15 protein-coding genes are annotated in these 12,756 nt (G+C 37.4%); 1 reads left to right on the top strand and 14 read right to left on the bottom strand.

Features of this window, described 5'->3' with window-relative positions; translation table 11 throughout:
* Window positions 1-89: 89 nt before the first annotated feature.
* Both MKY06_RS10925 and MKY06_RS10920 read right to left on the bottom strand, forming a co-directional pair.
* Window positions 90-230, bottom strand: coding sequence for a hypothetical protein (locus MKY06_RS10925; protein ID WP_013056833.1), 141 nt, complete (start codon window positions 228-230; stop codon window positions 90-92).
* 122 nt (window positions 231-352) lie between these two features.
* A complete protein-coding gene (locus MKY06_RS10920; protein ID WP_033578844.1) occupies window positions 353-706 on the bottom strand; it encodes a YolD-like family protein in 354 nt (117 codons plus the stop codon).
* 248 nt (window positions 707-954) lie between these two features.
* Between MKY06_RS10920 and MKY06_RS10915 the strand changes: the two genes are divergently transcribed.
* Window positions 955-1,794, top strand: coding sequence for a YitT family protein (locus MKY06_RS10915; RefSeq protein ID WP_013056831.1), 840 nt, complete (start codon window positions 955-957; stop codon window positions 1,792-1,794).
* A gap of 149 nt (window positions 1,795-1,943) precedes the next feature.
* Here the strand turns inward: MKY06_RS10915 and MKY06_RS10910 are convergent, their stop codons facing one another.
* From MKY06_RS10910 to MKY06_RS10855, 12 genes are all read right to left on the bottom strand, one after another.
* Window positions 1,944-2,939 carry a ketoacyl-ACP synthase III gene (locus tag MKY06_RS10910; protein WP_035438927.1) on the bottom strand — a complete coding sequence of 332 codons (996 nt, stop codon included), beginning with the start codon at window positions 2,937-2,939 and terminating at the stop codon, window positions 1,944-1,946.
* Between the two features lie 108 nt (window positions 2,940-3,047).
* A complete protein-coding gene (locus MKY06_RS10905; protein WP_013056829.1) occupies window positions 3,048-4,121 on the bottom strand; it encodes a sulfate/molybdate ABC transporter ATP-binding protein in 1,074 nt (357 codons plus the stop codon).
* A gap of 19 nt (window positions 4,122-4,140) precedes the next feature.
* The gene (gene cysW, locus MKY06_RS10900) at window positions 4,141-5,007 is read right to left on the bottom strand and encodes a sulfate ABC transporter permease subunit CysW (RefSeq protein ID WP_029321493.1); all 867 of its coding nucleotides are present in this window, start codon (window positions 5,005-5,007) and stop codon (window positions 4,141-4,143) included.
* A 12-nt stretch (window positions 5,008-5,019) separates the two neighbouring features.
* On the bottom strand, window positions 5,020-5,856 hold the full coding sequence (gene cysT, locus MKY06_RS10895; protein ID WP_013082952.1) for a sulfate ABC transporter permease subunit CysT: 837 nt from the start codon (window positions 5,854-5,856) through the stop codon (window positions 5,020-5,022).
* A gap of 94 nt (window positions 5,857-5,950) precedes the next feature.
* A complete protein-coding gene (locus MKY06_RS10890) occupies window positions 5,951-7,015 on the bottom strand; it encodes a sulfate ABC transporter substrate-binding protein (RefSeq protein WP_013056826.1) in 1,065 nt (354 codons plus the stop codon).
* Between the two features lie 252 nt (window positions 7,016-7,267).
* The gene (locus tag MKY06_RS10885) at window positions 7,268-7,420 is read right to left on the bottom strand and encodes a Fur-regulated basic protein FbpA (RefSeq protein WP_013056825.1); all 153 of its coding nucleotides are present in this window, start codon (window positions 7,418-7,420) and stop codon (window positions 7,268-7,270) included.
* 342 nt (window positions 7,421-7,762) lie between these two features.
* Entirely contained in the window at window positions 7,763-7,927 is a 165-nt protein-coding gene (locus MKY06_RS10880) for a YezD family protein (RefSeq protein ID WP_013056824.1), read from the bottom strand.
* Window positions 7,928-8,299: 372 nt separating this feature from the next.
* Entirely contained in the window at window positions 8,300-9,679 is a 1,380-nt protein-coding gene (locus tag MKY06_RS10875; protein WP_078081758.1) for a sensor histidine kinase, read from the bottom strand.
* A 1-nt stretch (window position 9,680) separates the two neighbouring features.
* On the bottom strand, window positions 9,681-10,355 hold the full coding sequence (locus MKY06_RS10870) for a response regulator transcription factor (protein WP_013056822.1): 675 nt from the start codon (window positions 10,353-10,355) through the stop codon (window positions 9,681-9,683).
* 144 nt (window positions 10,356-10,499) lie between these two features.
* Window positions 10,500-11,387, bottom strand: a complete 888-nt coding sequence (galU, locus tag MKY06_RS10865; RefSeq protein WP_013056821.1) for a UTP--glucose-1-phosphate uridylyltransferase GalU — start codon at window positions 11,385-11,387, stop codon at window positions 10,500-10,502.
* Window positions 11,384-11,788 carry a GtrA family protein gene (locus MKY06_RS10860; protein WP_013056820.1) on the bottom strand — a complete coding sequence of 135 codons (405 nt, stop codon included), beginning with the start codon at window positions 11,786-11,788 and terminating at the stop codon, window positions 11,384-11,386. The genes galU and MKY06_RS10860 overlap by 4 nt, the downstream gene beginning before the upstream one ends.
* The gene (locus MKY06_RS10855) at window positions 11,781-12,746 is read right to left on the bottom strand and encodes a glycosyltransferase family 2 protein (RefSeq protein WP_029321473.1); all 966 of its coding nucleotides are present in this window, start codon (window positions 12,744-12,746) and stop codon (window positions 11,781-11,783) included. The genes MKY06_RS10860 and MKY06_RS10855 overlap by 8 nt, the downstream gene beginning before the upstream one ends.
* Window positions 12,747-12,756: the final 10 nt, after the last annotated feature.

The following is a 12,756-nucleotide window of genomic DNA, read 5'->3' as shown; positions in this document are numbered from 1 at the left end:
GACTGAATCGAGTATAGCTTATCCTGATTTCATAAAAGCCTACACACAAAAAAAGTTGTCCACCTTTTTGGACAACTCAAAGTGACCCATCATTTAAATAAAAACAGAAGCATATATAATATGGAAGCAAGGGCAGAAGAAATAGCTAAACTTGAGATAAAACGAACGAGTCTTTTTTTAATGAACTGCGTTAATTCGATTTCTCTTACTTGAGTTTTTTCATTTTGCATACAATAATCCCTTCTTTAATTAAAATTTCCTAGTAGCTAGAAGTTACTACTCGCAGAATATGCTTTTATGTATTGTATGCATGCGTTAAAAAAAAGATACAAAACGAACAAAAAAGCTACTCTTAGCTAGAGTAGCTTTCATCTTTCCATACATCTGCTTCAATTACTGCATCCGCTCGAATCGAATATGTATAACAAGGGCCTGTAACCATCAGCGTATTCGACTGCAGCGAGACTTTATCAATCGTCACTCGTTCATACCTTTGAATATGTCCTGCTTCATAGACGTGAAGCGTTACTGGATGATGCTCCGAGTAACTGTTCATAATGACATTTTCAATATGCTCAATCTTTTCTTTTTTCAACCCTAAAGACTGCTTATGCGCCTCGGGACTGTACATTTTCTTCATCTTCTCTAAATGCTCGGGCATTACTAACTTTGCATACTGTTTTAGTTCATCTTGATACACGTTCATTCTCCCCCTTGACTCTTGCTTCTATTTTACCGAACGAACATTCTCATTGCAAAACTTTTTAATCAAAATAAAAGCAAACAATTCATTTTTTCATACTCCATAAAAACTGTCAAAAGATTTTATGTTAATAGCAGAAACTGATTTTTAAAAAAATAATAATATCCCATCTTTAATTCGGTCTCTAGAGTTGGTATAATACATTGTCATGACTGTGTTTTCGGAGTTTTTGATGATTGGAGGTAACGTTCATGATTAATAAAATAAAAGAAATTATCCTCATTATTCTAGGGAGCCTCATTTTTGCACTGGCCATTAATTACTTTGCCATTCCAAATGAATTAGCTGAAGGCGGTGTAACCGGTGTAACAATGATTACCTATTATGTATTAGGCTGGTCTCCCGGTATCACAAACTTTATATTAAACGGTTTGCTGGTACTGATCGGATACAAACTGCTTCACAAACGTGTTATTGCTTACACAATTATATGTATTATTTTCACGTCTCTATTCCTACATATAACTGAAGGACTGGGAAATCCTCTTGACGATACGTTACTGGGGGCTATTTTTGCTGGTATTTTAGCTGGTGTAGGACTTGGACTTGTGTTTAGAGGAGGCGGAACTTCCGGAGGCTCTGCAGTTATTGCCCGTTTAGCTAATCAATATCTAGACTGGAATATTAGCAAAACGATGCTGGCAATTGACTTATTAGTTGTAGCAAGCGCTTATTTTGTTATCGGTGGAGAAAAGACGATGTATACGGTTATTTCTCTTTACATCGGAACAAAGGTGCTTGATTATATCATTGAAGGACTCAACCCTCGCAAAGCAATCACCATTATTTCACACCGTTCAGCTGAAGTAGCCGAACAAGTCAATAAAAAGATGGAGCGCGGAGTCACCGTCTTTTCTGCTCATGGAAGCTATACAAAAGAAGCAAAAGACGTATTGTACGTCGTTGTGAACAAACAAGAACTTCTGGAGTTGAAGCGCATTATTCATAAAGTTGACGAACAGGCTTTTGTGGTCGTCCACGATGTGCGCGACGTCTTTGGAGTAGGTTTTACCATTCCAAAAGCCAGCTGAAAACCCGCTATAAAAAAGCGGGTTTTTTCTATTATATATGTTTGCGCTGAAAATACAGTAAACCTGCTGTTATAAAAAGAAAAAACTTTCTTATAACGACAATAAAAAGCTCTGTAATGAAAAAGAAAAAAGCTAAAAGGCGACGCCTTTTAGCTTTTTTCTTTACACGTCCATTTGATTAACAGACCGCAGTGCGTTAATCCTCCTCCAAACCCATAGAGAATAAGGAGGTCATTATCCTGTACTTTTCCTGTCATTATTCCTTCGTTTAAAGCAAGCGGAATAGAAGCTGAAGATGTATTTCCGCAGTATTGCACACTCGTTAACGTTTTATCCATTGAAACATCTGTTTTAGCACAAATAGCTTCGATCATTCGAAGGTTTGCACTGTGCGGAATAAACCAATTTACATCAGAAAGAGAAATGGAAGTATCCTTTAATAATGCTTCTACTCCTTTTGGAATCGTTCGTACAGCAAAGCGATATACTTCACGTCCGTTTTGAACTAAATTTCCACTCGAGTTAATTTCTTTTCCTGAAAGAGTATTAGATAAATTAGAACGATATAAATTTCCCCCTCCGCTCCCGTCCGTTCCGTAGTGACATCCTAAGAAACTTGGGTTATGCTCGTCGTATTCTACAAGCATCGCTCCCGCTCCGTCACCGAACAGCACGCATGTTGCACGGTCCGTATAATCTGTAATTCTCGACATTACTTCGGCACCAATAACTAAAATCTTTTTATGCAATCCCGACGTCACTAAGCCGTTCGCCACATGAAGTCCATATGTAAAACCGGCGCATGCGGCACTTAAATCAAATGCAGCAGCTTGATCAATATGAAAGTAATCTTGAACCTGACATGCTACGCTAGGAAAAAAGTGATCAGGCGTTGTTGTCGAAACAATAATTGCATCTACATCTTCTATTTTTACATCATATCGGTTAAGCAAATTTTCAACGGCTTGAATGGCAAGCGTGGACGTGTATTCGCCTTCTCCTGCAATTCGTCGTTCTTTCATTCCCGTACGCTGTACAATCCATTCGTCACTTGTATCAACCATTTCTTTTAAATGGTCATTCGTTAATTTTTGCTTTGGTGTATATATCCCCATTCCCGTGATTCTAGCTTTTGATTGTATCATTTCTCCACCTCAAATCAGTTGATACTTAATTATAACATCTGCCTTTAATATCTGGTACTAATTTATTGTTAGATAAAAAGCGCAAAGGCATACCCTTTACGCTTTTTATCAAATAGAATAATCTTCTGGAATAAATACTTTTAGCTGCTTAGGCTTTACATACACCTGATCTCCGACTTGAAGGCTGAGTGTTTTATAATGCTCTTTGCTTAATTCAGCTTCTAAAAATTCTTCTGCATCTTCTCTTTTTAATTCAATTTGCACGATAGGTCCTATCACATGAATATGGCTAACGGTTGCAGAAACGGCATCTGCGCTTGTGTTTACCTTTTCAAGGTGAATATCATGAGGTCGCACATAACCAACAGCTGCTTCTTCATTTCTTCCGCTAAATTCTGGAACATCCATTTCAAAGCTTCCTTGTTTTAGTCTGCCTTTATGAATGCGGCCCTTGAATAAATTGACGTTCCCTAAAAAATCGTACACAAACGGACTGTTAGGATGATCATATACTTCCTCAGGACTTCCAATCTGCTCAATTTTTCCGTTGTTCATCACAACAATACGATCGGCCACATCTAAAGCTTCTTCTTGATCATGCGTAACGAATATACTCGTAATATGAAAGTCATTATGCAATTTACGCAGCCACCTGCGCAAATCTTTGCGAACTTTTGCATCCAAAGCTCCAAAAGGTTCGTCTAATAGCAGTACTTTAGGTTCCACTGCTAACGCTCGAGCAAGCGCCACTCGCTGCCGCTGTCCGCCGGATAATTGAGAGGGATAGCGATTTGCAAGCGGCTCTAGTTTCACAAGCTGCAGCAGCTCGGCTACTTTCTTGTTAATGTCCGCTTTAGAAGGTCGTGTTTTTTTAGGTCGTACTTTTAAACCATACGCAACGTTATCAAATACAGTCATATGTCTGAACAAAGCATAGTGTTGAAAAACAAACCCTACATTCCGCTCCTTTGGATTTACGTGCGTAATTTCCTTTCCATCAAATAAAATAGCTCCTTGATCAAGGTGTTCAAGACCGGCAATGATGCGAAGCAAAGATGTTTTTCCAGAACCGGACGGACCGAGTAAAGCTACTAATTCACCCGTTTGAATATCAATGTTAATAGAATCCAGCGCTTTAAAATCACCAAAGTTCTTTGATACGTGCTTAATATGGATACTCATCTCATAAGCTCCTTCCTATTTAAATATGCTTGGCTTTCCACTCGATAATGTTTTTCACAATTAAGGTAAAAATAGCTAAAACTGACATTAAAGAAGCTACCGCAAATGCGGCTGCAAATTGATATTCATTGTAGAGAATTTCAATATGAAGAGGCATCGTATTTGTCATTCCTCGAATGTGCCCAGACACAACGGAAACAGCTCCAAACTCCCCAATCGCCCGCGCATTACATAAAATAATGCCATATAATAAGCCCCATTTAATATTAGGTAACGTCACTAGAAAAAAAGTTTTGAAACCGCTGGCTCCTAACGTTAACGATGCTTCTTCTTCTGCTGATCCTTGAGCTTGCATAAGTGGAATTAATTCTTTAGCAACAAACGGCAGCGTTACAAAAAGCGTAGCTAAAATAATACCGGGAATAGCAAATACAATTTTAATATCTTGATTAAACAGCCATTCTCCGAATAACCCTTGTGCACCAAATAATAAAATAAAAACCAATCCAGCAATAACAGGCGAAACGGCAAACGGTAAATCAATAAGCGTAATTAAAAGATTTTTCCCTTTAAAATCAAACTTCGTAATTAACCATGCAGCTACTACGCCAAAAACGGCATTTAAAGGAACGGTAATAAGCACAACGATTAACGTTAGTTTAATAGCAGCCAAAGCATCCGGATTCGTAATCGCAGCTAGATACGTTTCCCACCCTTTTTGAAAAGCTGTCATAAAAATGGTGATGAGCGGAAGCACTAAGAATAGAGCTAAAAAAGCCAGCGCAATAAATGTAAGCAGCCATCGGACGACTTTGGGCTCTTTTAAACTAGAATGATTAAGTTCCACATTCGTTTTTGCATGCTGCATTGGAACATGTCCTGCCAATGCCATCCCTCCTTAACTATGTACAAATTTACGATTTGTCCACCATTGAATAATATTAATAAGTAATAACAGAAAAAATGATACAACGAGCATGACTGATGCAATAGCAGTAGCGCCCGCATAATCGTACTGCTCGAGTTTTGTCATAATAATAAGCGGCGTAATTTCAGTTTTCATCGGCATATTTCCAGCAATAAAAACAACTGACCCGTATTCTCCAAGCGCTCTTGCGAATGAAAGAGAAAAGCCTGTTAAAATAGCAGGCACCAGCTCTGGAAAAATAACTTTTCTGAACGTTTGCATTCGGCTGGCTCCTAAACTAGCAGATGCTTCTTCAATCTCTGCATTAAAGTTTTGCAATACTGGCTGCACCATTCGGACAACAAACGGCAGACCAATAAATGTCAGAGCGATAATAATTCCGATAGGCGTAAATGCGATTTTAAACGTAAATAATTGACCAATCCATCCTTTTGGGACGTAAAGAGTGGTCAAGGCAATGCCGGCAACAGCCGTTGGTAAAGCAAACGGCAAATCTACAAGTCCATCAATAAACCTCTTTCCAGGAAAATGATATCTCACTAATACCCATGCAATAATGGTTCCAAAAATAACATTAATAATGCCTGCTGCAAATGCTGCTCCAAAACTTAATTTATATGATGCTACTACTCTAGAGTCTGTAACAGTTTTAATAAAGTCGCTCCATCCCATAGATGCCGTATTTAAAAAAATCATAGCTAACGGAAAAAGCACAAGGATACTTGCATAAAACATCGTAAAACCTAAAGAAAGCCCAAATCCAGGTAAGATGCTTTTCTTTTTCTTCTGTCGTTGTAACACGCTCACGTCTTACACCTCTCTCTGCTTTCAAGATACATGTACACAGAAGATACGAATTACCATTCGTATCTTCCTCATTTACTTTTTTTAATGCATCATATTACTTTGGCTGATAAATCTGATCGAATGTTCCTCCATCGTTAAAATGAGTTTCTTGAGCTTTTTTCCAGCCGCCAAAATCTTTAATGGTGACTAGGTTAAGAGAAGGAAATTGATCTTTGTGTTTCTCTAATACTTTTTCATTTCGAGGACGATAGTAGTTTTCCGCTGCGATTTCCTGACCTTTTTCTGTATATAGATATTTCAAGTATGCTTTTGCTACCTTTGTTGTGCCTTTCTTTTCAGCTACTTTATCTACTACAGCAACAGGCGGTTCTGCTAAAATACTCAATGACGGTGTTACAATTTCAAATTTATCTTTTCCTAGCTCATTTAACGATAAGTAAGCTTCATTTTCCCATGCAATTAACACGTCTCCAATGCCCCGTTCTACAAACGTAGTTGTCGCTCCGCGTGCGCCTGAGTCTAACACTTCGACATTTCCATAAAGTTTACTCATGAAGTCTTCAATCTTTTTGTTATCTCCGTTATATTTATTCTTCGCGTATGCCCAAGCTGCTAAATAATTCCAGCGTGCGCCTCCAGAAGTTTTTGGATTTGGCGTAATAACGGATGTACCTTTTTTCGTTAAATCATCCCAATCTTTAATTCCCTTTGGATTTCCTTTACGAACTAAAAAAACAATTGTTGATGTGTATGGTGTAGAATTATGAGCCAATTCTTTTTCCCAGTCTTTGTTTAATAATTGGCGAGTTTGAGCGATTTCATCAATATCGTAAGCAAGCGCCAGCGTTACTACATCCGCTTCCAAACCGTCAATAACTGCTCGGCCTTGCTTACCAGAGCCACCGTGTGATTGCTTGATAGTAACGTCTTGCCCTGTTTTATCTTTCCAATAAGATGCAAAGCTCTTATTGAACTCCTGATAAAGCTCACGTGTAGGATCATATGAAACGTTTAAAAGCTCTACTGATTTTTTTGAATCGTTTTTACTCACAGAACTATCTTTCCCTGCTGTTTCAGTAGATTTCCCATTGCCGCAACCTGCTAGCACGACGAGCAATGCTGTTAGCACCATTAAAAACTGAACTGCTTTTTTCTTCATGTTTTACTCCCCTTTTTATAAAAAAATACAAAGAGGCTGCTATCTCTTTGAAAAGAGAAGCAGCCTTCAGCTAGTCTGATCAGCGTATATGCTCTTAAATTATTCTTATTAAATTTATTCGTAAGAATAAAAAGAAGATACTTTCTGAAAAGACAATTTATTCTTGTTTTTATAATAAACACACTTTACCTATTAGTCAACTAGGTTTTTAATCTTTTTTACACTTATTTTAGTTCTTTTTACGTGTTTTCCTTATTTACTGCGTGCCTGATACTCTTTTTCTAAGTCAGAGAGTGTGAGTTCAAAAAGATGATGGTTTTCTTTTTTGTAAATCCCTTTTTTCAGTAACTCTTCAATGAGGTATTGTTTTCTTTGCCGCACCGCTGCTCGTAATAAATTTTCCATCTTTTCTCCTCCTATTATATTAATTTAAGAATAAAAAAAAGACTTCTAACACAGGTCAGAAGCCTTCGGTAATCCGGTCAGCACAGGAATGAAACTGTCAGATTTTCATAATTTTAAAAAGTATAAAGCTGCTGCTTTAGCAGCTTTACACTTCTCATCGTCATACTCGTACAACCTATAATTTTAATTCAAAAAATTCTAAATCTTTGACCGGAAAAAAAGTCAATTTTTCTTCGAATACGCACGTTTTCTATATTTAATAAAGTACTTGCTTGCCCCGCCGTCAAGCATTCGCTAGCTAGGCTGTCCCTTCAGTTTCTCTAAATACGTATTTAAATAGGCTTATTTGTGGCTTGCTACTTTGCTTTTAGCTAAAAAGCGGTTTTTTTCCGTGCTGTCCACTTGAGTAATTTGTCCGTCGTGAAGAGTAATTAGTACAGATCCATAGTTGATTTCAGTTAGTAATTTAACAATATAATCTAATTTTTCTTGTGTAATTGAAGCCATTTTATCATTCTCCTATTCATAGATAAATTTATATTTTAGTTGCAGTTGAATAAACAAAGCGAACAACATCTATAAGTACTTGTATAATGTGCAGAAGATAAATACATGGTAATCCTCCCCATATGTTCAGTTGAAGATTGAGATTTTAATGACCACAACCAATGTACAGAAAAGGCCCACACTAGTAGCGAACAAGTATGAGCCTTCGGTTGACCGATCAGCTTCTTTAGCATCCCAATTTTTTCAAAAGATTTATACTATCTATATTATTTACACTTTACCTATATGTCAAGTAGGGATTAAAAAAATAAATAGATATTATTAAATTTTTTTATATCTTTGACCTAATAAAAAAGACTCATCTGCATGAACTTACACAGACGAGTCTTTTTTAGTCCTATTTTTTTGGATAGGCAGGGTTACCGTAAAAATGCTTCCTTGTTCTTTTTTGCTTTCAACACGTATTGCGCCCTCATGCAGCCGAACAATTTTTTTTGTAATGGCTAGACCGAGGCCGCTTCCTTTTAACGTTCTGGATTTATCTACTTTATAAAAGCTTTCAAAAATATATTTTTGATCTTCTTCGGCAATACCAATTCCATTATCCTTTATTTCCACGTCTATCTCTTCGTTTTTTTGATGAATGGATATTTTCACCAATCCATTTTCAGGCGTATATTTAATAGCATTTGTTACTAAATTCAGCCAAACTTGCTCCAACAAATCTTTATCTGCTTCCATTTGAACATTGGATAAATCAAGGTCAATTTCTATGTTCTTTTTTGTCCACTGAGGTTCTAAAGCCATGACCACATGCCTGATTTGTTCATCTAACCGGTATTGCTGCAGCGTTAGCGTTTGATGTTCAGAGTCTAGAGAAGCAAGCTTTAGCAAATTGGAACTAAGCTGAGAAAGTCTTGTACTTTCTTTTTCAATAATCGTTAAATATTGTATCTTTTTATCTTCACTGACGATATCATCTTTAAGTGCCGCTGAAAAACCACGAATAGAGGTCAGCGGTGATTGAATCTCATGCGAAACGCTAGCAATGAACTCTTGCCTCATCGTTTCTATTTTGTTTAATTCTTTAGTCATTTGATTAAAGTTTTTAGTTAACAAACCAATTTCATCATTTGTCGCGTGCTCGACTTGCACATTGTATTCGCCTTGTCCGACAACTTTCATCGCTGTACTGAGACGCTTAATCGGTTTAATAATAATCGTTGAAACATATGCAAATAATACAATACCTACTAATAAAATTGTAATAAGCTGGATATTTTGAACATCTTGAATAACTGAAAATTGCCGCTGTGGATGTGACTGAATAAATAGAGCATACGACCGTCCATTTTCTTTAAAAGGAAGACCCACTACGTTTGGCTGTGGACGATCACCTTTCTCCTCGTTTAAATTAGAATAACGCTTCCCGTCTAATACTTGATCTACTTCTTGCGGTGTAATTGGAATAGGCGGTCCTGGCTGTCCTAATACTTTTTCTTCATGCTGATCATCAATAATAATAAACGAAAAATGAATGAATGATGAATTAGATAAAAACCTTGCAGCTTTGTCGGAGTCTTCTGCTCCGTACAAATCGATAAAATCTTCTCCCATCTTCACCATATCCTGACCTAATCGCATTTCGAGCTTCTGCTTGCTAAGAAACGTCGTGACGACAACGGTAATCACAACGCTCAATAAAATTGTAATGATGAACGACAGAACCAGCTTTACATAAATTGATTTCACGTTAACACCCTTCTGCTCTATAGCCTAGTCCGCGAATTGTTTTGATTTCCATACCGACGTTTTTCATATGATTAAGCCTCTCTCGCAGACGTTTTATGTGAACGTCTACCGTGCGCTCATCGCCTTCATAATCATATCCCCAAATTAATTGAATAAGCTGATCACGAGTAAAAATCTTTCCTGGAGAACTAACTAACGTGAACAGTAATTCAAACTCTTTTAACGGCAGCTGTTCGCTTGTTTCTCCTGCACTCATCTCTAATTTGGTACGGTCTAGTTTTATATTCCCCATATAGATTACATTGTTAGCTTCTACTCGATACCTGCGTAAAAGAGCCTTTACACGAGCAACCATTTCCTGAGGATCAAAAGGTTTCACGACATAGTCGTCTGTTCCGATATCAAATCCTTTTAGCTTATCATGCGATTCGCCTCTAGCTGTTACCATTAAAACCGGTATATCAAAATACTCCTTAATTTCCTTTGTTAGTTCCCATCCGTCTTTAAATGGCATCATGATATCAACGACCGCTAGATCAATTCGAAACTCTTCCATTTTCGCCCACGCTTCTTCACCATCTGCTGCTTTTATAATTTTAAATCCTTGATTTTCTAAATATAATGATATCAGCTCTCGAATATGTTGATCATCATCTGCAACTAATATTTGAATCATACATGTCTCTCCTTATTCCTAAGTTTGTCCAGCTTTTACGCACAGTAAGCTCTCTGTTTATCGTAAACAGAGAGCCACATAAGATCATACAATGATTTTATACTTCAAATATGAACTGAATATGAACAAACTGATTAACTCTTATTAGCTGAAGTTGTTTGCTCGTTCTTTTTCTACAATTCCTTCCAAATACGATAAAAACGTTTGACGTAAATCTTTACGCTTTAACGCCACTTCTACCATTGCTTTCATATAGCCTATCTTATCTCCAATGTCAAAGCGCTGTCCTTCCAGTTCAAGAGCAAACAGCCGCTCTTTTTCACATACTACACGCAGTGCATCTGTTAATTGTAATTCATTTCCTACCCCTCTTTCAATGGTTTTTAGATAAGAAAAAATAGAAGGGTTTAAAATGTAGCGGCCCATAACGGCAATAGTTGACGGAGCTTGTTCTATCGATGGTTTTTCGATCAAGTCACTCACTTCATGAAGGCTGCCGGATTTATTTTTTGGCTGAATGATTCCGTATTTCGATACCTCTTCAACATCCACTTTTTGAACTCCGATAACTGATTGATTAGTCGTTTCATACGCTTGGATCATCTGTTTGAGCGCAGGTTCTTCAGAAGTCATAATATCATCTCCAAGAAGAACGGCAAACGGCTCATCTCCAATAAACTGCTCAGCACAAAGAATAGCATGACCGAGTCCTAACGGCTCTTTTTGACGAATATAGTGAATGCTGGCCATTGATGAGATCGTTTGTACTTCTTTTAACATGTCAAACTTGTGTTTTTCTTCAAGCATTTGCTCTAACTCAATTGATTTATCAAAATGGTCTTCAATTGATTTTTTGTTTCGTCCTGTAATAAAAATAATACTTTCAATGCCTGATTTCACAGCTTCTTCTACAATATATTGTACAGCAGGCTTATCGACAATTGGCAGCATTTCTTTCGGCTGCGCTTTTGTCGCTGGCAAAAATCGAGTTCCTAAACCGCCTACTGGAATAACTGCTTTTTTTATCGTCATATATGAATCCCTCTTTCTTTTTTAGTAGTAAATACAAATAGTTTAGTACCAATAAAGTTGATACCGACACTTGCGATTGTAATTAAAAGTTTACTGATTAGCAGCGGTATACCCCATTTATTATATAGAACAGTCAACAGAAATGATGTTAGGGATAAAGTGATCAAATTTACGATCACAAATGAAATCACTTCACGCTTACTGCTTTTTTCTTTTCTCTCAAACGTCCATTTGCGATTCATGACATAACTGTTTAAAATGCCCACACTGTATGAAATCCACTGCGCTAGTATGTAGTTAACACCGATTGTTGTTAAAAGTGCGTATACTACAAAATCAATCAGTGTATTTACAACTCCTACTAACGCAAATTTAATAAAAGATATCCATTTGTTAGTCACGAAGTGATACTTCCTCGCGTGTTTCAAGCTGATACTTTTCACGGACGATATAGAGTGGACGATTTTTTGTTTCATCGTAGATGCGGCCAATATATTCTCCAATCATCCCAAGAATAATTAAAATGATGCCGCTAAAGAATAGCTGAATGACAATTAATGACGACCACCCGGTGATGGTGCTGTCTGTAAATAACTTCAAATACATCACCACTAAAAGATAAATAAAACCGATACCAGATAGAGTTACACCAGCATAGCTAGCTAGCTTTAGCGGTTTATAGGAAAAAGATGTAATGCCATCCATTGAAAGCTTCAGCATCTTTTTCAAAGGGTATTTCGACTCCCCGGCCAAACGCTCGTCTCGCTCATATTCTACTGCTATTTGCTTAAAGCCAACCCAGCTTACTAATCCGCGAACAAAGCGATTTTTTTCTTGAATGCTATTCATTTGATCGCACACTTTGCGATCTAGCAAACGGAAATCCCCTGTATCAAGCGGAATATCAATATCGGTCATCGCACGTAAGAAGCGATAAAACATAGCAGCCGTTTGTTTTTTAAAGTATGTTTCTCCTTTTCGCTTTGTACGCTTAGCATATACAACGTCAAACCCTTGCTTCCATTTTTCAATCATCTCTAAAATCAATTCGGGCGGATCTTGCAAATCAGCATCAATCACAACGACCGCCTCTCCTCTTGCATAATCCATACCAGCTGTAATAGCAATTTGATGACCAAAGTTACGGGCAAAATCTAATAAAACAACCGCTGGGTCTTGCTCACTGTACTCTTTAATGATTTCTGCTGTTCGATCTTTACTGCCGTCGTTCACGAAAAGAAGCTCGTAAGCTTCTTTCGTTGAACGCATCACTTCTGTGAGACGGCGGTAGGTTTCATGAATCACTTCTTCTTCGTTGTAGACAGGAACAACAATAGAATATTTAACAATGGAACTCATGTTCATGCCC

The organism is Priestia sp. FSL P4-0332, assembly GCF_038005845.1.
Lineage (GTDB): Bacteria > Bacillota > Bacilli > Bacillales > Bacillaceae_H > Priestia.
Note: the sequence above shows the minus strand (reverse complement) of the source record. Positions and strands in the feature narration are given on the sequence as shown.